Origin of the sequence: Sporosarcina sp. BI001-red (assembly GCF_003384035.1) — a bacterium.
Taxonomy (GTDB): domain Bacteria; phylum Bacillota; class Bacilli; order Bacillales_A; family Planococcaceae; genus Sporosarcina.
The window spans coordinates 20,968-44,122 of sequence record NZ_QQAK01000011.1 but is presented as its reverse complement, the minus strand read 5'-3'; the positions used below and the strand labels follow the sequence as shown (position 1 = coordinate 44,122).

25 protein-coding genes are annotated in these 23,155 nt (G+C 43.7%); 14 read left to right on the top strand and 11 right to left on the bottom strand.

All coding sequences use genetic code 11. The features are described from left to right. Nucleotides 1-26 precede the first annotated feature (26 nt). The 4 genes from DVB69_RS07300 to DVB69_RS07285 all read left to right on the top strand — a co-directional run bounded on the left by DVB69_RS07300 (nt 27) and on the right by DVB69_RS07285 (nt 6,466). A complete protein-coding gene (locus tag DVB69_RS07300) occupies nt 27-2,384 on the top strand; it encodes a penicillin acylase family protein (protein ID WP_199562833.1) in 2,358 nt (785 codons plus the stop codon). A gap of 478 nt (nt 2,385-2,862) precedes the next feature. Next, nucleotides 2,863-3,231, top strand: coding sequence for an ArsR/SmtB family transcription factor (locus DVB69_RS07295; protein WP_370452930.1), 369 nt, complete (start codon nt 2,863-2,865; stop codon nt 3,229-3,231). Beyond that, the gene (locus DVB69_RS07290) at nt 3,224-5,332 is read left to right on the top strand and encodes a heavy metal translocating P-type ATPase (protein WP_116018114.1); all 2,109 of its coding nucleotides are present in this window, start codon (nt 3,224-3,226) and stop codon (nt 5,330-5,332) included. The genes DVB69_RS07295 and DVB69_RS07290 overlap by 8 nt, the downstream gene beginning before the upstream one ends. Nucleotides 5,333-5,359: 27 nt before the next feature. Then, the gene (locus DVB69_RS07285; protein WP_116018112.1) at nt 5,360-6,466 is read left to right on the top strand and encodes a GNAT family N-acetyltransferase; all 1,107 of its coding nucleotides are present in this window, start codon (nt 5,360-5,362) and stop codon (nt 6,464-6,466) included. Between the two features lie 42 nt (nt 6,467-6,508). Here DVB69_RS07285 and DVB69_RS07280 read toward each other — a convergent pair whose 3' ends face one another. Beyond that, nucleotides 6,509-6,664, bottom strand: a complete 156-nt coding sequence (locus DVB69_RS07280; RefSeq protein WP_116018110.1) for a lmo0937 family membrane protein — start codon at nt 6,662-6,664, stop codon at nt 6,509-6,511. A 133-nt stretch (nt 6,665-6,797) separates the two neighbouring features. Here DVB69_RS07280 and mntR point away from each other — a divergent pair, with 133 nt between their 5' ends. The 5 genes from mntR to DVB69_RS07255 all read left to right on the top strand — a co-directional run bounded on the left by mntR (nt 6,798) and on the right by DVB69_RS07255 (nt 9,993). Then, nucleotides 6,798-7,205, top strand: a complete 408-nt coding sequence (gene mntR / locus DVB69_RS07275) for a transcriptional regulator MntR (protein WP_116018108.1) — start codon at nt 6,798-6,800, stop codon at nt 7,203-7,205. A 37-nt stretch (nt 7,206-7,242) separates the two neighbouring features. Further along, entirely contained in the window at nt 7,243-8,103 is an 861-nt protein-coding gene (locus DVB69_RS07270) for a CvfB family protein (protein ID WP_116018106.1), read from the top strand. A gap of 54 nt (nt 8,104-8,157) precedes the next feature. Next, nucleotides 8,158-9,042, top strand: coding sequence for a DUF1002 domain-containing protein (locus DVB69_RS07265; protein ID WP_116018104.1), 885 nt, complete (start codon nt 8,158-8,160; stop codon nt 9,040-9,042). 62 nt (nt 9,043-9,104) lie between these two features. After that, nucleotides 9,105-9,386 carry a GNAT family N-acetyltransferase gene (locus tag DVB69_RS07260; RefSeq protein WP_116018102.1) on the top strand — a complete coding sequence of 94 codons (282 nt, stop codon included), beginning with the start codon at nt 9,105-9,107 and terminating at the stop codon, nt 9,384-9,386. A gap of 127 nt (nt 9,387-9,513) precedes the next feature. Then, entirely contained in the window at nt 9,514-9,993 is a 480-nt protein-coding gene (locus DVB69_RS07255; protein WP_116018100.1) for a DUF4064 domain-containing protein, read from the top strand. A gap of 50 nt (nt 9,994-10,043) precedes the next feature. Here the strand turns inward: DVB69_RS07255 and DVB69_RS07250 are convergent, their stop codons facing one another. Further along, nucleotides 10,044-10,541, bottom strand: a complete 498-nt coding sequence (locus DVB69_RS07250) for a GNAT family N-acetyltransferase (RefSeq protein ID WP_116018098.1) — start codon at nt 10,539-10,541, stop codon at nt 10,044-10,046. A gap of 179 nt (nt 10,542-10,720) precedes the next feature. On the opposite strand from DVB69_RS07250, the gene DVB69_RS07245 reads away from it, so the two are divergent. The 3 genes from DVB69_RS07245 (at nt 10,721) to DVB69_RS07235 (ending at nt 12,598) form a co-directional block, all read left to right on the top strand. After that, entirely contained in the window at nt 10,721-11,110 is a 390-nt protein-coding gene (locus DVB69_RS07245) for a hypothetical protein (RefSeq protein WP_116018096.1), read from the top strand. Between the two features lie 294 nt (nt 11,111-11,404). Then, on the top strand, nt 11,405-12,259 hold the full coding sequence (gene yidC / locus DVB69_RS07240) for a membrane protein insertase YidC (protein WP_116018094.1): 855 nt from the start codon (nt 11,405-11,407) through the stop codon (nt 12,257-12,259). A 90-nt stretch (nt 12,260-12,349) separates the two neighbouring features. Beyond that, entirely contained in the window at nt 12,350-12,598 is a 249-nt protein-coding gene (locus DVB69_RS07235) for a hypothetical protein (RefSeq protein ID WP_116018092.1), read from the top strand. Between the two features lie 44 nt (nt 12,599-12,642). Here the strand turns inward: DVB69_RS07235 and DVB69_RS07230 are convergent, their stop codons facing one another. Continuing rightward, the gene (locus tag DVB69_RS07230) at nt 12,643-13,806 is read right to left on the bottom strand and encodes an MFS transporter (protein ID WP_199562822.1); all 1,164 of its coding nucleotides are present in this window, start codon (nt 13,804-13,806) and stop codon (nt 12,643-12,645) included. A 178-nt stretch (nt 13,807-13,984) separates the two neighbouring features. Here DVB69_RS07230 and DVB69_RS07225 point away from each other — a divergent pair, with 178 nt between their 5' ends. Then, on the top strand, nt 13,985-14,866 hold the full coding sequence (locus DVB69_RS07225) for a M15 family metallopeptidase (protein WP_233505350.1): 882 nt from the start codon (nt 13,985-13,987) through the stop codon (nt 14,864-14,866). Nucleotides 14,867-14,942: 76 nt separating this feature from the next. Here DVB69_RS07225 and DVB69_RS07220 read toward each other — a convergent pair whose 3' ends face one another. The 6 genes from DVB69_RS07220 to DVB69_RS07195 form a co-directional block, all read right to left on the bottom strand. Further along, on the bottom strand, nt 14,943-15,173 hold the full coding sequence (locus DVB69_RS07220) for a hypothetical protein (protein ID WP_147300764.1): 231 nt from the start codon (nt 15,171-15,173) through the stop codon (nt 14,943-14,945). Nucleotides 15,174-15,186: 13 nt separating this feature from the next. Further along, nucleotides 15,187-15,447, bottom strand: coding sequence for a hypothetical protein (locus tag DVB69_RS17465; RefSeq protein ID WP_147300763.1), 261 nt, complete (start codon nt 15,445-15,447; stop codon nt 15,187-15,189). A gap of 45 nt (nt 15,448-15,492) precedes the next feature. Further along, nucleotides 15,493-16,944 (bottom strand): cardiolipin synthase, encoded by a 1,452-nt coding sequence (gene cls / locus DVB69_RS07210; RefSeq protein WP_116018084.1) that lies wholly within the window; start codon nt 16,942-16,944, stop codon nt 15,493-15,495. 150 nt (nt 16,945-17,094) lie between these two features. Next, entirely contained in the window at nt 17,095-19,497 is a 2,403-nt protein-coding gene (locus tag DVB69_RS07205; protein WP_116018825.1) for a heavy metal translocating P-type ATPase, read from the bottom strand. A 127-nt stretch (nt 19,498-19,624) separates the two neighbouring features. Further along, nucleotides 19,625-19,834, bottom strand: a complete 210-nt coding sequence (copZ, locus tag DVB69_RS07200; RefSeq protein WP_116018082.1) for a copper chaperone CopZ — start codon at nt 19,832-19,834, stop codon at nt 19,625-19,627. 15 nt (nt 19,835-19,849) lie between these two features. Beyond that, nucleotides 19,850-20,173, bottom strand: a complete 324-nt coding sequence (locus DVB69_RS07195; protein WP_116018080.1) for a metal-sensitive transcriptional regulator — start codon at nt 20,171-20,173, stop codon at nt 19,850-19,852. Between the two features lie 236 nt (nt 20,174-20,409). Between DVB69_RS07195 and DVB69_RS17680 the strand changes: the two genes are divergently transcribed. Beyond that, complete coding sequence (locus DVB69_RS17680; RefSeq protein WP_172643597.1) at nt 20,410-20,550, top strand: Lmo0850 family protein; 141 nt, start codon at nt 20,410-20,412, stop codon at nt 20,548-20,550. A gap of 40 nt (nt 20,551-20,590) precedes the next feature. Here DVB69_RS17680 and DVB69_RS07190 read toward each other — a convergent pair whose 3' ends face one another. Beyond that, a complete protein-coding gene (locus DVB69_RS07190) occupies nt 20,591-21,772 on the bottom strand; it encodes an FtsW/RodA/SpoVE family cell cycle protein (protein ID WP_116018078.1) in 1,182 nt (393 codons plus the stop codon). Between the two features lie 97 nt (nt 21,773-21,869). Then, complete coding sequence (locus DVB69_RS07185) at nt 21,870-23,051, bottom strand: FtsW/RodA/SpoVE family cell cycle protein (RefSeq protein ID WP_116018076.1); 1,182 nt, start codon at nt 23,049-23,051, stop codon at nt 21,870-21,872. Between the last annotated feature and the right edge of the window lie 104 nt (nt 23,052-23,155).

Below are 23,155 nucleotides of genomic sequence, written 5' to 3'. Positions count from 1 at the left end.
CAAAACATGCCCAGCATAAAAAGAGAATGGGGAAACCAGCGAAGATTATTCTATGGATCCTATCGACACTTGTCGTAGTTGCCGCAGCTGCGCTTATTTTTGTAAACGTTTACATAGGGGAATCAAAAGCAGTGATTGAAGGAAATGTTCAGCTCACTGTACTGGATGAAAACGTAACTGTCACTCGGGATGAAAACGGCGTCCCACATTTGGAGGCAAAGTCCGACGCCGATTTGTACCGCGCACAAGGCTATGTCCATGCGCAGGATCGGCTGTTTCAAATGGATCTCGCTCGTAGACAGGCGAGTGGAAGGTTGGCCGAAGTCGTGGGTGCGAAAGCAATCGATACTGACAAACAGTTCCGCACATTCAGCTTGAGAAATGCTGCGGAGAAATCGTTCGACACATATAGCAATGACGCGAAGCAAGTGTTGGAGTGGTATGCAGATGGCGTGAATGAATTCATAGAAGAAGTAAAAGACAATGGAAAGTTGTCCTATGAATTCAAGTTGCTCGGTTACGAGCCTGAACAGTGGACACCGATCGACTCGCTCACAATCGGAAAATATATGGCGTATGACCTTGGTGGAAAGTGGACGCCGCAAGCCATGCGCCACTGGGCACTCAATAATTATTCTGAAGAGAAAGCACAGGATTTGTTCATTACGTATCCGGAGAATGCAGAATCCATTATGGAAGCGAATCTGAAAAACCCAGTCCAAGTGACAGGCCAGTTTGACCCTGGATTACTGCCACACGAATTCAACGGGAGTAACAACTGGGTTGTCTCCGGAGACAAAACAAAGTCAGGGATGCCGCTACTCGCGGATGATCCGCATTTAGGACTGAGCACACCTTCGATTTGGCATCAAATTCACTTGAAGTCACCAGAACAGAATGTAAGTGGAGTCATTTTTGCAGGAATTCCTGGTATTATCCTCGGGCATAACGAAAAAGTCGCATGGGGAGTAACGAACGTCGGGCCGGACGTCCAGGATCTCTATATTGAAATCCCAAACCCGGATGATCCGACTCAATTCCAATATGACGACGAATGGGAACAAGCTGAAGTGCGCGATGAGACAATCAGCGTTAAGGGTGAAAAAGATGTGCCTTTCGAAGTATTGGTCACTAGACACGGTCCGATCATTACAGATGTCATTTATAAAGATGAAAAGCCGGACGCAGTGTTTTCGATGCAATGGACGGCACTTGAGCCGAGCAATGAACTTGAAGCCATTATGGATCTAAACAAAGCAGACGATTGGAAATCATTTGAAACGGCATTGGAAGCATTCAGCGCACCTGCACAGAATTTTGTCTTCGCTTCAACGGATGGTACGATTGCGTTCAAAGCAAACGGGAAAATTCCGATTCGTAAAAAAGGTGATGCCCAGCTACCGGTTCCAGGGAATTCCTCTGAATACGGATGGGACGGATATATTCCGTATGATGAATTGCCGACTGTTGTGAATCCTAAAGAGGGATTCATCGCTACGGCGAACAATGAAGTAGTAGATGAAAAGTATCCATATCACATTACAAAGTTTTGGGCACAACCCTATCGCTATGAACGGATTGCAGAAGTACTTCGTGAGGGTGATGAGTTTACAGCTGACGATATGATGGATTTACAGATGGACCAAAAGAATTTACATGCTGGTGAATTTTTGGAATCCCTAATGGGGTCCATTGAAAAGATGGATCGAAAAGGGAGTTACAATGAGATTTTAGCTCTGCTTAAGGACTGGGATCAGGTGGATTCAGTGGATGCACCACAACCTCTTGTGTTTCATAAGCTCATGAAACAATTGCCAGTGACGATGTTTGCCTCGGATATGCCTGCAGACGTCTATGAATTCATGCCAGGAAAGCCGCAATTGACGGATCAGTTTTTGCGCAATGCGTATAACGGAGATCCTTCTACCTGGGTGGAAGAATACGGTGGAGTTGACCAATGGGTGTTCGATGCATTTGAAAAAACGGTTGCGGGCCTGAAAGAAGATTATGGGGATAAATATGAAAAGTGGCAGTGGGGCGACTTCCATCAGCTCGTATTCCCGCATCCTTTATCGAGCGCTTCACCAATTTTAGCCCGCTTCTTGGATCCGAAAAAGCAACCTGTAGGTGGATCTGGCATTACAGTTCAGGCCGCATCATTCAAAGACGATGGCAGTGCAAATCACGGAGCCTCATGGCGCTTTGTTGCGGATCTGAATGACCTATCAAAGGCATACCATATTGTTGGCCCAGGTCAAAGTGGACACATGAAGTCACAATGGTTCCACGACCAAGCAGATGATTGGGTCCGCGGTGATTTCCATGAGACTATCTTGGAAGGTGACGTGAAAGACGGGCACGTGTTGACGTTGGAAGCGAAATAAGTACATGAAGCAGGGGTGCTAGTTGAGGCCTCTGCTTTTTTGCTCGCTTAAATCGTGACAAATGACAAAATGACCAGCAAATGTTGCCTATCATGCTACGGATGCTCATAAAATCCACAAAACGCTCATAAATCGGGGGAAGTGCTCATAACTCACAAAAAGTGATCATAACCCGTGGAATCTGCTCATAACTCACAAAAAGTGATCATAACCCGAGAAAACCGCTCATAAAACTCAAAAAGTGATCATAAACATCCCACCACCACCTCACGCGGTTCAAGTCCTGTCCGCCAACTCTCCCAATCGTGCAAAAAAGTGCACTTCCCCAATCAAAACCAAAACTTAATTGGTGTGCTTCGCCTTGCGAAGCATGTAGTGCCCTTCATTCAAACGATCGTTTGATAATAGTTGCAAGTCGTCAGAAAAACGCATATACTAGCCATACAATCAAACAGGCATTTGAATGATGAGGAGGCGGATGAAATTGAAAATGGTTGATACGTGTGATGAACAGATTATTCACGATGCGCTTGTAGTTGAAATTCAAGAAGAATTGCCCCGAGTTGGGGGGATGGTGCAACTATTTAAAGCGCTCGCAGATGAAACGAGACTCAAAATTGCGTATTCATTAACATTAAAACAAGAGCTCTGTGTATGTGATGTCGGTGCTATTATTGGGTCATCCAATGCGACAGCTTCTCATCATTTACGATATTTGAAAGAAAACGGATTAGCTCGCTCGGAACGAAGAGGCAAGATGGTCTATTACTCACTTGCAGATGATCACGTCCTACAACTTGTGAAAATTGCACACGAACATACGATGGAAGGTGAAGTGAATGGCTGAAACGAACAGGACTGAATATCGTCTCGAAAACTTAAGCTGTGCCAATTGTGCCATGAAATTCGAAAAAAACGTCAGCAGACTTCCGAACGTTGAAGCAGCTAGTGTCAACTTCGGTGCGAGTAAATTATCGTTTGCAGGTGATGCAACAGTAAATGAACTTGAATCTGCAGGCTCATTTGACGGCATTCGTGTCGTCCCAGTTTCTCAGCGAAAACCTACCGAGAAAATACCGTTCTTCAAACGGAAAGAAAACATCGTCTCACTCATTTCTCTCATATTTCTAGCAGCAGGTCTTTTCACCTCAACTAAATACGGAGAAACCAATATAACAGCAATCGTCTTATTCGCAACGGCAATCATCGTTGGAGGAACTTCAATTTTCATCGATGGACTCAAAAACTTAGTCCGTCTTGAATTCGATATGAACACACTTATGACGATTGCGATTATAGGTGCCGCAATCATAGGGGAATGGCGGGAAGCCGCTGTTGTTGTCCTCCTGTTTGCAATTAGTGAAGCACTGGAATCCTACTCCATGAACAAAGCTCGTCAATCCATCAGTAGTTTAGTGGATATTGCACCGCCTTCAGCAACTATCCGAAGAAATGACGAGATGTTCGAGCTGCTGACTGAAGACATTCGAATTGGAGATGTCTTAATCGTCAAGCCAGGGCAAAAGATTGCGATGGACGGAACGGTACGCTCAGGTTACTCAACCGTGAACCAAGCTGCGATCACCGGTGAATCCGTTCCTGTCGCCAAGCAAGTAGAAGACACTGTGTTTGCTGGGACACTGAACGAAGAAGGTTCACTTGAAGTCACTGTTACCAAATTAGTCGATGACACGACAATCGCTAAAATCATTCATCTTGTGGAAGATGCGCAGGCTGAAAAAGCACCTTCGCAAAAATTCATCGACAAGTTTGCTAAATACTATACACCAGCCATTATCGTCATCGCTGCGCTAACAGCTATAATTCCGCCACTTCTCGGTGCGGATTGGCAAACCTGGATTTATCAAGGACTCGCTGTTCTTGTCGTTGGTTGCCCTTGTGCCCTCGTTGTATCCACACCTGTTGCAATCGTCACTGCAATCGGGAACGCAGCACGTCAAGGTGTGCTCATAAAAGGCGGTGTCCATTTGGAAGAAATGGGGCATATCAAAACCATTGCATTCGATAAAACCGGAACGTTGACGAAAGGCTATCCTGAAGTGACAGATATCATTACTGCAAATGGAGTAGAGGAAGCACAACTCCTACAGTCAGTCGCAGCAGTCGAGCGTCTCTCTCAGCACCCGTTGGCCCGAGCACTCGTTAATGCATCTGAAGCGCACACCCTAGAAGTTGTACCAGCGGAAAATTTCCAGTCCGTCACAGGGAAAGGGGCAGTTGCCGACGTTGAGGGCAAACGTGTTTCGGTCGGAAGCCTACGATGGATGGGAGAACTCACTGAACTCTCGGAATCAGCGAAGATACAAGCAGCAGACATGCAGAACGAAGGGAAATCCGTGATGGGCGCTGTCATAGATGGCGCATTTGCAGGACTCTTTGCAGTAGCAGATCCGCTTAGAGAGGAATCTAAACGCGTTCTTGATCGCTTGAAAGAAATCGGCGTTGACACCACAGTTATGCTGACTGGCGATGACCCCAAAACTGCACAAGTGATTGCTGCTCGTTTAGGTATTGACGACGTGCGTGCTGGACTCATGCCAGAAGACAAACTCAATGCCATCCGCGAATTGAGCGAAGGCAAGAAACGTGTCGCAATGGTTGGAGATGGCATTAATGATGCACCAGCGCTTGCTGCGGCATCCGTCGGAATCGCCATGGGAGGCGCTGGAACTGACGCAGCTCTCGAGACTGCAGACATCGCATTGATGGCTGATGATCTTGAACAATTGCCCTATACCGTGAAATTAAGTAGAAAAACGTTGCGTACTATCAAAGAAAACATTATGTTTGCAGTAGGACTAAAAATTGCTGCACTGCTTCTCGTCATCCCAGGCTGGCTGACGCTATGGATTGCAATCTTCGCAGATATGGGCGCAACACTGATAGTGGTGTTGAATTCACTTCGATTAATGCGCAACCAAAAGTAAGAAGTGGTCGTTTGGAGGAACTTCCTAATGCAACTTAAAGAATGGACAATGGTGGAGCAAGAACAGTTGATCCACTTCATGACAACGAATACTTGGCCATTTCACATGCAAGAAAACTCGGGTCGGGAATTGATCGAAAAAGCGATCCGAGAAGGTGGATATGAGTCAGATGAAGTTAAAACGTTTTGGTTAGTCAATGACACCGGTGAAAAGGTGGGCATCGCAAAGATCCATGACCTACAAGACGATGTCCCTCTGTTCGATTTACGTATCGCAGACCATTACCGGGGCAGAGGGTATGGAGCAAGCGCGTTACGACTGATGGCGGACTATGTGTTTGGATTGCCGGAAGGGAAGAACCGTCTGGCGGGACATACGCGTCATGATAATTTAGCGATGCGTAAGACATTTGAGCGCTCAGGTTTTGTAAAAGAAGGCCATTTGAGACAAGCGTGGTTTTCCCCGGAAGAAGATCGGTACTACGACGCCATTACGTATGGAATCACACGTGAAGATTATATGGCAGGAAAGAAAACCCCAGTAGTTTGGGAAGATAACGAAGATTCCGGAACGGTTCAAGGAATTCCCGATTTCCCTGACCAATTTGAATCTGAACGATTACTCATTCGTATGCCATCATTAAGTGATGTTTCTGACGTAAACAACGCAATCCTTCAGACATTACCTACTTTACGGCAATGGATGCGATGGGCGCATCAGCCGCAAAATCTGGCGGATACAGAACAACGCATTCGTCAAGCGATTGCAGATTTCATCATGAAAAAGGATTTAAGACTCCACTTGTTCGAGAAACAGACTGGAGACTTCATAGGCTCAGCTGGATTGCACCAGATTGATTGGTCGATTCCTAAATTTGAAATCGGCTACTGGCTAGCCGGCGAATCGGTAGCAAAAGGATACATGACAGAGGCTGTAGAACGAATAACGGAGTTTACATTCGATGAATTAGGTGCGCGACGCGTGGAGATACGATGCGATGAGCTCAACAAAAAAAGCCGTGCCGTTGCAGAACGGGCAGGCTTTGAACAGGAAGCTGTTTTAAAAAATGATGATCGATCCGCAGATGGAACGCAGTTGAGAAACACGGTCATATATGCCAAAATCAGTGATTAAAGCAAAAAAGGGATGTCGGAGAAAAAACCGACATCCCTTTATTTAAACTGACCGTCTACCGGAAATCATATTAAGAATGAATACGATTAATGCGATGACGAGCAAGATATGAATGAGGCCACCACCGATTTTGAAAACTAGGCCGAGCACCCAGAATGCAATTAGTGCTACAATGATAATCCAAAGTAATCTACCCATATGTTGTTCACTCCTTTCGAGGTTGTGCTTGAATTGGTTATGTTGTTTAGATACCCGGGAACAAATAGAGTTAAACATAACCAAAAGTTAAATGAGTAGACTGGGCTACAAAATGCTACTGGAGGTGCTTGTATTGGCAACACCGAGTATGGAAGACTACATTGAACAGATTTACTTGCAAATTGAGGCAAAAGGTCAGGCACGAGTTTCGGATGTCGCAGAATCGCTTTCCGTACTTCCATCGTCAGTTACGAAGATGGCGCAACGGCTTCATAAGGAAGGCTACGTCATTTATGAACGATATAAAGATATCAGCCTAACCGTCCGCGGACGTAATTTTGGGGAACGGCTCGTGCAACGCCATGAACTGCTGGAACAATTTTTACGAATTATCGGTGTGAAAGAAGAAAATGTTTACGGAGACGTAGAAGGAATAGAGCATCACTTGAGCTGGGATGCAATGGATCGAATTACTGACCTTGTACAAGCAATGAATGAAGACAAAAATTTCGTCATTGCGCTCAAACAACGCAACGAATAAGTTTACTTACAATTAATTAAGGAAATGGGAGAATAAGATGACAAATATACTTGCAGGAACAATTCAAAACGTTCGAGTACTAGAACGGGACGGATCGCGCTGGTCACTTGATTTAGATGGAACGGATTTGTATATGAATGCTTCAGAAGCACCGGAAACTTTACAAGTAGGAGATACAGCTGATGTCTTCTTATTCATGAATCGACGTGGTGAACTAGCAGCATCGATGCAACTGCCACACATGAACATGGGAACGTACGGCTGGGCACGGGTGTTAAGGGTAGATGACAAATTCGGAGCATATGTTGATATCGGCGCTGCATTCGAAGTACTCGTAAACAAAGCAGATCTACCACATGTCCGAAAGTTATGGCCAAAGATTGATGATGCGTTGTATATGACACTTCGAACAGATCCAGCTGGCACGATCTTCGGGCGACTCGCAACGGAAGAACGCGTTTTAAATGTCATTGGAGTAGCAGAACAATGGCGCATGAACGATAATCTAACAGCACGTCCTTACCGCTTGCTACCAGTAGGAGCATTCTTGCTAAGCATTCCTGATAATTACCGGATCTTTATCCACGCGAGCGAAATGGCTGCAGAGCCTCGTCTTGGAGAAGAGCTTACAGTCCGAATCATAGATGTACAGGAAGACGGGACGCTAAATGGCTCTCTACTTCCTCGTAAGCAGGAACGATTGGATGACGATGCGGAAATGATTTACGCATACTTGCAAGAAACAAATGGAAAAATGCCATTTACCGATAAGTCGACTCCAGAGGAAATAGAGGAAATGTTCAGCCTAAGTAAAGGCGCGTTCAAACGTGCACTCGGCAGATTGATGAAAGACAGTAAGATAGAACAGCGTGATGGCTGGACGTCTCTCAAAGATTGACGGGAACCTTTTACCTGAAAATTTCGTATGTATTGGAAACAAGGAGGTAAGAAGATGAAACGAACGCTTACTGCTAGTCTTGCATTGATGCTCTCTGTGGGACTACTATTACCAAACATTGCATCAGCAGATTCATCCATTAATGAAAAGCTAGGAGTACCAATTGTAGTTTATGGCGCAAACCTTTCCGATGACGAACGAGCTAGTGTGAAAAAGAGCCTGAAAGTGGATGAAGAAGCAGAGGTAGAAGAAATTGAAGTGACAGGGAAAGATCTCGTTACGTATATTAAAGACGGCGATCCGAATGCACGCATGTATTCTTCAGCGAAAATCATGCGGCAAGATGCAGGCAAAGGGCTCGTGATTTCGATTGTCACGCAAGACAATATAACTCAAGTAACCCCAGATATGTATGCAACAGCGATGCTGACTGCAGGTATTGAGGATGCTAAAGTAGAAGTGGCTGCCCCTAAAAAAGTAACAGGGCATTCTGCGCTAGTCGGTATATACAAAGCCTATGAAGTAAGCGGTGAAACGCTGGATAAAGATCGTACAGATGTGGCCAATGATGAACTGGACGTTGCAACGACTCTTTCCGAAAAAGGTGTAGACAAAGACAAAGTTGCCGAACTATTGACGGATATTAAACAGCAAATTTCAGACAAAAAGCCTGCGACTAAAGAAGATGTAGAAAAGATTGTTAAAGAACAATTAGAGAAACACAAAATCGAGCTAAGCGATGCGGATCGTCAATTACTGATTGACCTGATGGACCGGATTAGTAAACTCGATATCGATTTCTCAAAATTCTCGCAGCAACTGGACGATATGGCTTCTAAAGTTAAAGATAAATTAGGTGAAATCGATCCTGGTTTTTGGGATAACGTCAAAGAATTCTTCAAAGGTCTTGTAGATTCTGTGAAATCCATATTTCAATAATTAAGTAAATAGCGTTGAACTATCTAAATACGTAACTATCCAATTAAAGGGAGGCAGTTCTCATGGAATTCGAATACAAAGATCTTGGCGGAGATGCCTATGCATTTCGCAATGAGCAAGATGGTGAAACGCTAGCTGAAATTACGTGGACACTTCTCGGAGATGTCATGGTGATGGATCACACTTTCGTTTCGGAAGAACTTCGTGGTGGAGGCGTTGCAAAAAAACTTCTAGACCGTGCTGCTGACTATGCTCGGGAAAACAATTTGAAGATGGAAGCGGTTTGTTCATACGTAGTAACCGCGTTCAACAGATACGAAGAATACAACGATGTGAAAGCGTAACGAAAAATAAAAGCGGAACGCAGTGTTGAGGCGCTCCGCTTTTTTTTAGGAAATACTCTAAAATTGAAACGTTTTGTGAATTCGTTCGTATAGTAACCTATCAACTAGAAAAAGTGAGGCGATGTAAATGAATCGAACAGCAGAAAAGGTATTGGGAGTTATAAGTTTAGTATTTACAGCATTAGGAGTTATAGCATCCATTTTTGGCGCGGTTTTTTACAATATGATTAGTTCGAACGCGGACTTCCGTACAGAAATGGAAATGGAGTTTTATTCAGATCCTTCCATGACACCTGCAGATATAGATATGATTTTTAAAATCATTGATGGATTTGGAGGCTTCTTATGGCTTGGAATTGTGTTTCTAGTTATAAGTTTAGTATTGACGATTATCGGTTTAGTAAACATTTGGAAAAACAAAAATCCTAAACTTGCAGGAATCATGTTCATACTCGGAGGGTTAACGGGAGGTATTTTATCTCTTACTTCAATCTTGCTCTATATCGCAGGTATTCTTTCATTGACTAAGAAACCTAAAACCATGTATCCAGATGATCAGATCATAACGGATACCCCTCCTGACGATGGCGGAATGCGCCCTTTGTAAAACGATAAAAAACGTCCCATTCGGTATTTGCCGAATGGGACGTTTTTGTATTAGATGCATAAAGCGGATTGCTGAATCATATAAACATATTGTGCTGTTTCGACCGGAACCCCTTCGAAGTCTTCATCAAAAACTTCGAGCAACTCAAAACCGAGCTTCTCGTAGAATGATTTTGCTGGATCATTCAAATCGTCAACGTACACAAATAGCTTCATAGCATTATTCAATAGTGTTAAAGCACCTTCAAATAACTCTATCCCGATACCTTGTCGCTGGTAGTTAGGAAGAATATAAAGCGCGGTCAGTTCAGCATCTCCATCTTCGTCAATTCGTGTCATATTAAAAAAACCAACAGCTCGTCCATCACGTTCGGCGATTAAAACCTCGGTCTTTTCCATACGCTTTATCAGCATCGGTGTTGAATAAGCGCTATCGAGAAATTTCTGTTGGACAGTTTCGGGCAAAAGTTCTGTATACGTAGCTTTCCAAGTCTCACGGGCAATGTGTTGAACGGCAGCAATATCTTCCTCAATCATTTGTCGAATCATTGCGCTTTCACCTCATTAATCTTTCTCTCATCATAACAAATGCACGTATTGAAAACTAGCGATAGTCAGACTTGTCATGAAAATGAAATGTTAACTGCGTTTGGTGAAGAAGAAGTGGGGTATACTTGTTACATGGACCCATACTAAAATATAAGTACAAACTTGGAGGTTTGATTTTCATGGCTAAAAAACGTAATGGTATTTTACTTGCAACACTTGCAGCTGGAGCTTATGCGTATTTCAGCAAGAAAGAAAACCGTGACAAAGCACAAGTAGCTGTGAATAATTTAGTTACGAAAGTCGATTCTTTTGTTCAATCCAAAAAGGCGGACTACTCAGATGATACAAAGCGAGGTATGTCCGATCCCTATGATTTCCAGGACAATAAGATGGTGAGTGAAGGAGCTCAGACAAGCGTTCACTACTACAACCAAGAAGTAGAAGATAAAGGCAAAGGTGCAAAAGAAGACGGCCTTTATCACAAAAAGATAGATAAAGAAATTACGGACAAGCTGGAGTCTAAAGAAGCGAAATCAGATTCGGACAAATCCAAATCCACAGCAAACTAATCGACTTATTTCAAGAACAGCCGAATCCTAACACCTAAACTAAAGTTCTTGTGAATGTTTACCTATTCAAAACCTGCAAAGTGACTAAATTGTCACTGAATGCAGGTTTTTTTGTATTGTACAGATGAAATAGAACTTTTCATAATAGGTTTCATTGTAATTGTGAAGGGGATTAGGGTATACTTTTTGAAGAGACGATGACCGTCTGTTTTTGAAAAAATCCCGTTAGCCATTCTAAGTTTTTCTATAGAAATAGGGTTGCTAATAGTTTGAAAAATAGTGAAGGTGGATTTCGTGAAAAAAAGAATTGGATTTATAACGATGTTGGCAACTGCCGCCGTTTTGCTGAGTGGTTGTACGAGTGTTCAAGAACAAAGAGGAACGTTCTACGGATTATTTGTTAAACCGATGGAATGGTTGCTTCATACTTTAGGAGAAGCATTTGGCGGAAGCTATGGACTCGCAATCATCGTCATCACGATGGGGATCCGTTTAATCCTAATGCCACTTATGTTGAAGAATTACAAATCACAGCAAGAAATGAAAGTAAAAATGGATGCGTTGAAACCTGAAATGGAAACGATCCAAAAACAGATGAAAACAGCTAAAGAAGCAGGCAACAAAGAAGAACAAGCGAAGCTACAACAAGAAATGATGGGTCTCTATTCAAAACATAATGTGAATCCACTTAATATGGGTTGTCTCCCATTAGTGATTCAAATGCCAATCATCATGGGTCTATACTTTGCTATTTTGTATGCCGATGATGTCGTGAAAAGCCATAAGTTTCTATGGTTTGAGCTTGGTAAACCCGATATTATTATGATGCTCGTTGCCGGTGCTGTGTATTTTGTCCAAGCAAGAGTTTCACTATGGACAATGCCAGAAACGCAGAAAGCACAGATGAAATTATTCGTCTACATTTCACCGATTATGATTATGTTCATCTCGTACCGGGTTGCTGCTGCACTTCCTCTTTACTGGGCAGTAGGTGGTCTGTTCATGATTTTCCAAACGTATCTTGGACGTAAATTCTACTATAAACACACTGCAGCAGAACTAGCGGTAGAAGCTGACGGTCATGTTGATGTAGAAATCATCGATCCGGAAGATGAGAAACCTAAGAACGACAAGAAAAAAGGGAAATAACTTTTATAGCTAAACCAGCCGGAGAGCTTACTCCGGCTTCTTTTTTAACTATAGAACATCAGCCTGACTGTGAAATGGAGGTTTATGCTGATGAACACTAAGTGGATTTATGGAATAAGTATTGTCTTAGCTGGCGTGTTTTCGCTCTATTTTATCGTCAAGTTAGACTTACAAAATGCACTGATTGGCATGGTTGCTCTGTTTGCTCTAACGAATAGTGCACGAGCGAAGCAATTCAAGAGCCAGGGGATGATTCGTGAGTCTCGGTGGATGCAAGGGCTCTCCATGTTGTTTGCAATTGCTCTTGCAGTCATCTTGTTTTTAAGATTACTAGGATGAAAAAAGGAAACGGCGTTGCGCAAAGAGCGCTGCCGTTTCCTTTTTTAGTATTCAAACTTTCGTCGAGTACCGAGAACGATAAAGATAGCAGGAATTGTACATACCGCCATTCCTAAAAATGCGAGTCCAGGAGAAATATCGTATAAATACCCTGCAGGAATCGTCAAAAATGCGGTACTTAAGCTCATAGCAAACGCCGCATACATGCCTTGTGCAGAGGCGATTTGCTGCTTTGGAAGGCGAGTGGATATGTATTGGATGAATGCATAATGTGCAATCCCGAAAGAAATGGCATGCAACATTTGCGTAACAACAAACACGGCTGTAATGGGAAAGAGGAAAACAACGATCCACCGAACGGTTGAACCAATTGCGGCAATTAAGAACATCGTTGAAATCTTTACATTTGATAGCATTCGGTCCGAAACGCGGAAGAAAAGAATCTCAAACAACACTGCAACGTTTAAAATAACCCCAATCCAAAACCCAGAAACATTCAGGTCATCCAGGTAAATGAAACCGAAGCTATAATACGCAGCATGAGCCCCTTGAAGCAAGACGGCTAATATTGTGACAACTAGAAACCCTTTTGTTTGGAACAACGTCCTTAACTTAGTCTGAGAGACTTGTGAAGAAGTTCGTTCAGGTGCCATGTTCAGAACTGCAGGTGCGCCCTTCATGAAAAAAAGAACCGTAACACTAAGTCCAGCAATCATTAAATACAAAATCGATTGCTCGCTCCAAATAGACGTTGCCACACCGACGAGCAGTAAAGCAACTGTATATCCAATTGATCCAAATGAACGGCTTTTCCCATAATGGATGCGCTCAGACTGCATTAATAGAGTAGCGCCACTCTCGACAGCGGGCAACACCATAGGATAGACGGCGCTGAAAAGGATTGTGATCGCTCCAAGTACCCATATTGGAGAATCAGGCAAGTATAGAATGACGAGCAGCAGGGAGAGGATCGATAACACTTGAACGACTCTTCGTAAAGAGGCTCTATTTGTTAATACAGGGAATACGAGAAAGGTAGTGAGCGCTCGTGCGGCCATTCCGATTCCCATGATGACACTCGCTGTTGAAACCGTGAGACCTTTTTCAATGGTCAACCATCCGGTCCAATAAGGAAGAAAGATTCCCCACGTAAAAAAGAATACAAAAAAACTAGCAGAAAGCCATCGTTGGTTTGCCAATAGAATCATCCTTCATCAAAAAAATCAAGCTGAAAAAGTAATCATAGCATACACTTTAAAAAAGGCACAGTAGTCCTAAGACAGAAATGATGGTAGACTATGAACTGGACACTTTGTAATGATCCTGTAATATTCAAGAAACTGAAAATAGATTGCAAGAGACACTATGAAAGAAGGCAATTTTCTAATGAAACGAAGACAAGACAGAAGGCGAAAGAGCAAGAAACAGTCTACGGGGCTAAAAGCGATGTTACTAATTGTCGTTGCCGCGATAGTCGGACTGATTATATGGATGGGTACGAATGATTGGGACGTTGAGAAAACGTTAGAACAAGCGGGTTTATCAAATGCGGATAATGAATTACCAGAAGCCTCCCCCGACTCTGAAGACAAAGCACCTGAAAAGAGTCTTGAAAAGGGCGAAGAGGATGAACAAAATCTACCTCCTGCAGAAGTAGAGCCAGAGGAACCAAGCAAGGAAGAACAACCAAGCAAGGAAGAACAATCTTTTGATGGAGGATACGTGGAGGGACAGAAATTGCCAAGCAAACCGACCTATGTAAAAAACATCTTAATCGCCAACAAAAAGTATCCACTACCAGAAACTTTTGCACCTGGGGAAAACAAAGAAGCTCGCGCTGCATTTGAGGAAATGGCTGCGGAAGCACAACTTTCCAGTTACAACTTAACGGCGTTTAGCACATATCGATCGTATGACTATCAAGTGACGCTTTATAATCGTTATGCGGATCGAGATGGAGTCGAAGCGGCAGATCGCTACAGTGCACGACCCGGTTATTCGGAACACCAAACGGGTCTTGCGTTCGATATCGGTGAAGTGAATCATGAAAAGCATTGGGCATCATCTTCGTTCGGTACAACTGAAGCAGGCAAATGGTTGCTCGCAAATGCTCACCGCTACGGGTTCATTTTGCGCTACCCGAATCACAAAGAACAAATCACAGGATATATGCATGAAGCGTGGCACTACCGCTACGTTGGAAAGCCAATAGCTGAGGAAATCTTCAAGAAAAATATCACACTCGAGGAATACCTCGGAGTGGAGTGAAAAGGAAAGGGGCTGCAACTGCAGTCCTTTTTTCTTTGTCTTCATGGCCAAAATGAGCTTCTCCGTTTCTAGGATTCTAGTCGATCTGCTCAAGCAAGCCGGGAATCCGCTCAAGCGGGCCAGGAATCCGCTCAAGTAGGCCGGGAATCCGCTCAAGCGGGCCAGGAATCCGCTCAAGCGGGCCAGGAATCTGCTCAAGCAGACCAGGGATCCGCTCAAGCAAGCCGGGAATCTGCTCAAGCGGGCCGGGAATCTGGTCAAGCGGGCCGGGAATCTGGTCAAGCAAGCCAGGAATCTGCTCAAGCAAGCCAGGAATCTGCTCAAGCGAACTCAAGCGGGCCGGGAATCCGCTCACGGCTTGGAATCCGCTCAAGCAAGCCGGGAATCCGCTCAAGCAAGCCAGGAATCCGCTCAAGCAAGCATGGAATCCGCTCAAGCAGGCCGGGAATCCGCTCAAGCAAGCCGGGAATCTGCTCAAGCGGGCTGGGAATCTGCTCAAGCAGGCCGGGAATCCGCTCAAGCGGGCCAGGAATCTGCTCAAGTAGGCCGGGAATCCGCTCAAACACCCCCCAATCCCACAAAAAAAGAACACCCCCAAATAGGAGGTGTCCCGATACGCAAAGACATTATAAAATAGGTGACAACAATCGTGATATTGATTCTTTAATCTTAATCGTTCGTGAGCGATTCAAATACATATCATACGTCAACTCGGTCGATAACTGAATGTCTTGTTCAAACAGCTCCGCAAGTTCACGTGACTTTTCTCGATCGTAGATGAACGCATTAATCTCGAAATTGAGACGGAAACTACGCTCATCGATATTAGCTGTACCAACGGTTGATAATTCATCATCCACAACAATCTGCTTCGCATGTATGAACCCGTTCTCGTAAATGTAGACGCGCGCTCCAGCTTTCAGCAACGTTCCGATATTCGAATAAGTCGCCCAGTAGACAAACATGTGATCCGGCTTATTCGGGATCATAATCCGTACATCTATCCCGGACAAGCATGCAATACGCAATGCGTCCAAGAAACTGACATCAGGAATGAAATAAGGCGTTTGAATGTAAATGTATTCTTTCGCGATGAAAATCATCTTTAAATAGCCGTCCTTGATCTGTTCCCATTCTGCATCGGGTCCGCTTGAAACAATTTGCATGCCGACCGAACCTTTACGAGGAATAACAGGGAAGTAGCGATCGTTGTATTGAACTTCACTCGATGCCAATGCCTGATTCCAATCTAACAAGAAACGGGTCTGCAACGGATGCACAGCACTGCCTTCAATTCTCAAATGCGTATCCCGCCAATAGCCAAACTTCTTGCTCAATCCGAGATACTCGTCTCCAACGTTGAATCCGCCAACATACCCGATCCTGCCATCGACCACGACGATTTTACGGTGGTTCCGGTAATTCATACGCGGATTAATGAGCGGTAACACAGCCGGGAAGAAGGATACAGCTTCTCCGCCTGCATCTGTCAACTCTTTCAGGTGTTTTACGTGTAATCCACGCGATCCTATATCATCAAAGAGCACACGGACCTTTATACCTTGCTTAGCTTTTCTCACGAGGACTTCCATGATTCTACTACCAAGCTTGTCGAGTCGCATAATGTAATACTGGAAATGGATATGATCCTTGGCATTTTCCAAGTCCTCAATAAGTGCTTCAAACTTAGCAGCACCATCATTAAAGATTTCTACATCATTATCTTGCGTTAACACCGCATGGTTATTTCTTAAATGTAAATAAATCATATCGTGGTAATGTGCGGTATCATCAAGTTGGAATTCAAAGGTTTCATCTTCAATCGCTTCCATTTGGTAGTCGATCAAAGTCTCAATCCCAATGCGATCTCGACCTGACCAGCGAAACAAGTGACGCTTCCGAAGCTGTCTTCCGAAAAGTAGATAGATAATGAAGCCAAAGAGAGGAATGAAAAATAGGACAAGTAGCCAAGCCCATGTAGATGCTGCGTCACGCCGTTCCAAGAATATTAGAACTCCCGCAAGCAGGATGTTTAGAATAAGTAATGCGATCGTAAGAAAGCCGATTAATCCTGCCATTGTATGCCGCCTTTCTGGAAATGGTTTGTATTTCTATAGTATACATGAACAAAGGAATTTGTCCTTGAAAACAAAAACACATCCAACGCCACAAAAAAACTGAAAGAAGTGGAAATGGCCCATTTCTTTCAGTCTCTCATGAAATTGTGATTATGAACGTAACTTCACGCGCTGCAATCTGAGTGCATTCAATACAACAGATACGGAACTAAACGCCATGGCAGCACCTGCTACCCAAGGGGCTAATAAGCCAGAAGCCGCAATCGGAATGCCGATTGAATTGTAGGCAAGCGCCCAGAACAAGTTCTGTTTAATGTTCCTTACAGTCAGTCGGCTCATCGCAAGCGTATCTGGAACACGCAACAAGTCACCATGCATCAAGGTAACATCAGCTGCTTCCATCGCAACTGCAGTTCCTGTGCCCATCGCTATTCCGATATCCGCTACTGCTAGCGCGGGAGCATCGTTAATGCCGTCACCTGCCATTGCAACCCGTTTTCCTTCAGCTTGCAATTGCAATATCGTTTGCGCTTTTTGGTCAGGCAGGACACCGGCGAAGACTCTGTCAATTCCAACAGCCGCTGCAATCGACTTCGCGGTTCGTTCCTGATCGCCTGTCAGCATAATGACTTCTAACCCAAGTGCATGCAATTCTTTCACGGCCTGAGCAGACGTCTCTTTCACTGTATCCGCAACAGCAATCATCGCAACATGATTGCCGTCTGCCGCCATATACATCACCGTTTTCCCATCATTTTCAAGGGAAGCTACGTCTGCAACTCCTTCATCGACCGAAACGCCAAAGCGCTCCAATAATTTCAGGTTTCCGAGCAACACTTCAGCGTCATCGACCTTACAGTGGATCCCATGTCCAGGAATCGATTCGAACTTTTCAACTGTCCCAACTTGAACACCAAGTTCCACTCCATAATCAGTAATTGCACGAGCAACCGGATGTTCAGAATCATTTTCCGCCGCAGCTGCTAAAGCAATTAACCTATTTCTATTTGATGAATCCGAAGTGAAGAAGTCCGTCACTTCAGGTGTCCCTTTGGTAATCGTACCCGTTTTATCAAACACAATCGTATCAATCGATTTCGTCTGTTCCATCGCTTCCGCAGTTTTGAATAGAATCCCGTGCTCTGCGGCCCGACCAGACCCAGCCATGATCGATGTCGGAGTCGCAAGTCCAAGTGCACATGGACAGGCAATTACCAATACCGCAATCGTACTCGTCAGCGCTTCAGCGAAATTGCCAGGCGTTACAAAGAAGTACCAAACGAGAAAAGTGATAACAGCGATTCCAACAACGACTGGAACGAACACGCCAGAGATTTTATCAGCTAAGCGCTGTATAGGCGCTTTCGATCCTTGTGCTTCTTCAACAACTCGAATGATTCCGGAGAGCATCGTATCTTTGCCTATGTTCTTCGCGCAAACCCGCAAGGAACCGTTTGCATTGACAGTAGCAGCATACAACAGATCTCCCGCTACTTTATCGACAGGTAGGCTTTCACCAGTCAGCATCGATTCGTCTACTGCGGACGAACCAGAAAGCACTTCCGCATCTACTGGAACTGAAGCACCTGGGCGAATCACAAGCACATCGCCTACTTGAACATCGGAAATCGGAATTTCTGAAGCGACACCATCACGCTCTACGATTGCCATCGTTGGTTGCAGTCCCATCAGTTTTTTTATAGCATCCGATGAATGCCCTTTGGCACGTGCTTCAAATAGCTTTCCGAGTAAAATCAGTGTAATCAGGACAGCGCTTGTTTCAAAATACAAGCCATGACCCGAGCCTGAGAGGACCAAGAAAACGGAATAGAAATAAGCTGCGGACGTTCCGAGCACAACGAGCACGTCCATATTGGCACTCCCATTTCGAAGTGCAGAATACGCACCTTTATAGAATATGGAGCCAATCCAGAACTGGACCGGCGTGGCAAGTATCCACTGGAAATACGGATTCATAAGCAAGCTTGGTACATACATCCAACTAGTAAAAGAGAAATGAGCGAACATGGTCCATAAAAGTGGCAGAGAAAGTACGGCAGAAATCAAGAATGTTCTCGTTTTTTTTCGTATTTCCGTTTTTCGAGGGTCTCCATCAGTCGTAGTGTCTCCACCTTTAACAAAAGCACCATAACCAATCTTTTCTATCTTTTCGATAATCTCATCTATAGAAAGTGTGGTCGGATCATACGTGACGTGACCTGTCTCAAGTGCTAAATTCACATTCACACTGAAAACACCCGGCATCCGGGAAAGTACTTTTTCAATCCGGGCAGAACACGCTGCACATGTCATACCTGTCAGCTGTAAATCAACTTGGCGTTCAGTCACATCATAGCCGAGTGACTGAATTTTAGCGCGGATGGCAAGTAAATCGGCAGCATCGGTGTCGACCGTCACAGCAGCTTTTTCAGTTGCAAAATTAACAGCAACTTCTTGCACCCCATCCATGCGGGAGAGCCCTTTTTCAATCCGGTTTGCACAAGCTGCACAAGTCATTCCGGTGATGGGAATATCTATTCGTTTCTCACTCATCATACTCGACCTCCTCTATGTACCTCATGGGGGTATAAATTCATGAAAATAAAAATGGCATTTGCCATAGTGTTTCAGGATAATATGAAAAAAACCGCATAGCGTTGGCATGCGGTCTCAGTAAGAATTACTGAACGACGTCGTACCCTTGGTCTTCAATCGTTTCTTCGATTACTTTCCGATCGGCTGTAGTTGCATCATGCGAAACTTGCACAGTTCCTGCATCTAGGTTAACGGAAACGGATTCAACACCCGTAAGTTTGCCCACACTATCTTCAACCGCTTTTACACAATGTCCACAAGACATGCCTTTGACTGTTAATGTTGTTTGTTCCATTTTAAATTCCCTCCTTTATTTTCTCATCAATTTTGAAATGGTAATGAGTAATTCATCCAGAACGGCATCATCGCCTTCAGCTAGCCGATCTTTCACACACCCTTTTAAATGTCCGTCCAATAATACTTTGGCAGCGCCATTCAAAGCAGATTGTGTAGCCGCGAATTGAGTAATAATGTCATCGCAATACACATCGTTCTCAACCATTTTACGAATACCGCGTATTTGACCTTCTACACGATTCAAGCGATGAATAAGATTTGTTTTGACACTTTCGGGGTGGTGACTTTTGCGACAAGAGAATTCCTCGTCAACTAAAAGTTCATTTTCATTAACCATGTTCGTCACCCCTTCCTTTTTTAAAGCGTAATGTACCAGTAGGGGGTATGTCAACTTTTTAAGACTGTGCAATAAAGTTTACGAAGAAAGTGATTTTGTAACATAATTGAAAGGTTAAAAACTTGACAATCGTGGTATAATAAAGTTAGACAAAGAAAACATCACGATTTGAACATAATAGAACCTTACATCCAATTTGTGCGTCCTGCACTATAGAAAGGTTGAGGTGGAACCAGATGGCGAAAGAAATCGATTTGAAGAAGATCATCACAAACTTAGCGAAGTTAGGTGTTTCCGCTACAATGACAAAATCGCGTCTAGATATGCTGAAGGCTCTTACACCGCCCGCTCAGCAAGACCCGCAAATCCAACCATAACTAAAAAACACGTCCACAGGATTTTCTGTGGACGTGTTTTTTATTCTTCTTCATCTGATTTAAACATATACGTCCGATGGTGGAACTTCATACTGAAAATCAGACCGATAGCGAGCATGTTACCCATCAGCGAACTTCCTCCATAGCTGATAAATGGAAGAGGAATACCCGTAATCGGAAGGAGTTGAATCGTCATACCAATATTTTCAAATACGTGGAATGTGATCATTGCGATAATCCCTGCAGCAATATACGTACTGAAAGGATCTTTTAACTCCAACGCGATCTTCGTCAAATGATAAATAAGGAAAAAGTATAGACAAATGACGACGCATGCACCGAAGAATCCCCACTCTTCCCCAATTACACTGAATATGAAGTCCGTATGACTTTCTGGGACATACACTTCGCGGGCTTTAAACCCCTTTCCAAAAATCTCACCGGATCCGATTGCATTCAAAGAAGTGATGAGATGCAACCCTTCGTTTGATGAGTACGAATAGGGATCGAGCCATGAATAGATTCTTTGGAACTGATACGTTTTAAAACCAAGTGACGTTAAGAAATCTTGGGCATATAATGCCATGAAGAGCATCGTACCGCCAATTGATGCACCTCCTAAAAAAATCGGGAGGAGGATTTTCCACGTAATCCCTGCTACTACGGCAAGAGCTGCAGTGATTGCAAGGAAAACTAGCGCGGTACCAAGGTCAGGCTGCATCATGATGAAAAATAACGGCACAATTAGTACGACACCAATTTTTAGAAGTAACATAAAATCGGTCTGTATCGTTTTCTCTGTAAACTTTTCGTGGTGTTTTGTAATGACGCGTGCAAGTCCGATGATGAAAAATGTCTTCATAAACTCGGCAGGCTGGATACTACCGATACCTGGTAAGTGGAACCAACTTTTTGCTCCATTCTTAGGGGCGACGAGGTCCAGACCTCCTGGTAGGATGTACAACACGAACAACGCAAATATTCCGGCACCGTAAATGAGCCATGCTGCTTTCTTATATTGTTCGGGTTCGAAGTACATCGTAGCCGCAATAATAATCGAACCTACGACATACCATTGAATTTGCGATGGTATGAAGTTAATGCCATATTGTCCTGTGGTTTGAGCAGAGGAAATGGCAACCAAACTGATTGCTCCAAACATAAGCAAGAGAAATGCTAGCGGCCAATCGAATCGGTCCGCAGATTTTTGTTCTATTTTCATATAATGTCACCTTTGTCGTTTCATAAGAGTTACAGTCACTCATTATAACCGAAATCGTACCCATCTCCACAAGAGGAAATTTTCCTGTTTTGTCCGGTTACTCTTCATCTGTTTCAAACAAGTAATTTTGTTGGTGGAATCGCATGCTGAAAACCAACCCAATCGCAAACATATTACTAAACAAGGAACTTCCTCCGTAACTAATGAAAGGGAGAGGGATTCCTGTTATCGGCAACAGCTGAATATTCATCCCGATATTTTCTAACACATGGAAAGCTAACATAGCAATCACACCGGCTGTCACATATACACTAAATGTATCTTTCAGTGTCAATGCAATTTTTGTTAAATGATAAATAAAGACGAAGAACAGTGTAATCAGTAAACTCGTTCCGATAAAACCCCACTCTTCTCCAATGACACTAATGATGAAGTCTGTGTGGTTTTCGGGGATATAGACAACGCTTTCTTTGAAGCCTTTTCCTGTGAATTCTCCAGAACCAATCGCCGTCATCGCCTGGATTAAATTATACCCTTCTTCACCAGGGTACGAATAGGGGTCTAGCCACGAATAGACACGTTTAAATTGATAAGGGTCAAAACCGAGCTTTTGCAAAAAGTCTTGTGCGTAAATCGCCATCCATAATAGAGTTGCTCCTAGCGTTACGCCGACTGCCATCAATGGAGCTAACAGTTTCCAGGAGATCCCAGATACGATGACGACGGCAATTGTAATCGCAATGAATACAAGAGATGTTCCGAGATCTGGTTGCTTCATAATGAAAGCAAGTGGAACAAGCAACATCGCGCCCACTTTTCCAAGCAACAACATATCCAACTTAAGTGATTTACCTGGATGACGTTCATGGTGAACACTAACAGTTCGTGCTAATCCTAGTATGAAAAAAGTCTTAATGAACTCTGAAGGTTGGATCGTTCCGATGACAGGTAAATGTAACCAACGCTTCGCACCTAGGCGGATTTCGGCGATTTGGTCTTGTCCTCCAGGTGCCAACATTAGAAATACCAATAAGAAGATTCCAAAGCCGTAAAGAGGCCATGCCAATTTTTTATATTGCTGTGGTTCGAGCTGAATCATAACAAAAATGATAAATGCACCAAGGACATACCACCTGATTTGCAGTGGAATGAAGTTTGTTTGGTATTGTCCAGAGTTTTGAGCAGAACCGATTGCGGTCAAACTAACGATACAAAATAATAAAAGATAAAAGGCAAGTGTCCAGTCAAATCTGTCTGTCCACTTGGTTGAAAGTTTCAAGGCGATACTCCTCCCTAAGGAAATGATTGGTAAAGTATAGCGTAGTTAGGTCAAAGAATCACGTGGTTCATAAGACGTGATTGTGGAATCAGAAGTTTCTTCAT

Bases quoted from the DNA above. Each gene is read 5' to 3' on its own strand.
- DVB69_RS07255 (WP_116018100.1), top strand. From the start codon at position 9,514: ATGAATCGAACAGCAGAAAAGGTATTGGGAGTTATAAGTTTAGTATTT.
- DVB69_RS07280 (WP_116018110.1), bottom strand. From the start codon at position 6,664: ATGGGTAGATTACTTTGGATTATCATTGTAGCACTAATTGCATTCTGG.
- DVB69_RS07205 (WP_116018825.1), bottom strand. From the start codon at position 19,497: ATGAGTGAGAAACGAATAGATATTCCCATCACCGGAATGACTTGTGCA.
- DVB69_RS07235 (WP_116018092.1), top strand. From the start codon at position 12,350: ATGAACACTAAGTGGATTTATGGAATAAGTATTGTCTTAGCTGGCGTG.
- DVB69_RS07270 (WP_116018106.1), top strand. From the start codon at position 7,243: ATGACAAATATACTTGCAGGAACAATTCAAAACGTTCGAGTACTAGAA.
- DVB69_RS07265 (WP_116018104.1), top strand. From the start codon at position 8,158: ATGAAACGAACGCTTACTGCTAGTCTTGCATTGATGCTCTCTGTGGGA.
- DVB69_RS07190 (WP_116018078.1), bottom strand. From the start codon at position 21,772: ATGAAAATAGAACAAAAATCTGCGGACCGATTCGATTGGCCGCTAGCA.
- cls (WP_116018084.1), bottom strand. From the start codon at position 16,944: ATGGCAGGATTAATCGGCTTTCTTACGATCGCATTACTTATTCTAAAC.
- DVB69_RS07295 (WP_370452930.1), top strand. From the start codon at position 2,863: ATGAAATTGAAAATGGTTGATACGTGTGATGAACAGATTATTCACGAT.
- DVB69_RS07300 (WP_199562833.1), top strand. From the start codon at position 27: ATGGGGAAACCAGCGAAGATTATTCTATGGATCCTATCGACACTTGTC.
- DVB69_RS07230 (WP_199562822.1), bottom strand. From the start codon at position 13,806: ATGATTCTATTGGCAAACCAACGATGGCTTTCTGCTAGTTTTTTTGTA.
- DVB69_RS07290 (WP_116018114.1), top strand. From the start codon at position 3,224: ATGGCTGAAACGAACAGGACTGAATATCGTCTCGAAAACTTAAGCTGT.
- DVB69_RS07225 (WP_233505350.1), top strand. From the start codon at position 13,985: ATGAAACGAAGACAAGACAGAAGGCGAAAGAGCAAGAAACAGTCTACG.
- copZ (WP_116018082.1), bottom strand. From the start codon at position 19,834: ATGGAACAAACAACATTAACAGTCAAAGGCATGTCTTGTGGACATTGT.
- DVB69_RS07195 (WP_116018080.1), bottom strand. From the start codon at position 20,173: ATGGTTAATGAAAATGAACTTTTAGTTGACGAGGAATTCTCTTGTCGC.
- DVB69_RS07260 (WP_116018102.1), top strand. From the start codon at position 9,105: ATGGAATTCGAATACAAAGATCTTGGCGGAGATGCCTATGCATTTCGC.
- DVB69_RS07285 (WP_116018112.1), top strand. From the start codon at position 5,360: ATGCAACTTAAAGAATGGACAATGGTGGAGCAAGAACAGTTGATCCAC.
- DVB69_RS17680 (WP_172643597.1), top strand. From the start codon at position 20,410: ATGGCGAAAGAAATCGATTTGAAGAAGATCATCACAAACTTAGCGAAG.
- DVB69_RS07245 (WP_116018096.1), top strand. From the start codon at position 10,721: ATGGCTAAAAAACGTAATGGTATTTTACTTGCAACACTTGCAGCTGGA.
- DVB69_RS07250 (WP_116018098.1), bottom strand. From the start codon at position 10,541: ATGATTCGACAAATGATTGAGGAAGATATTGCTGCCGTTCAACACATT.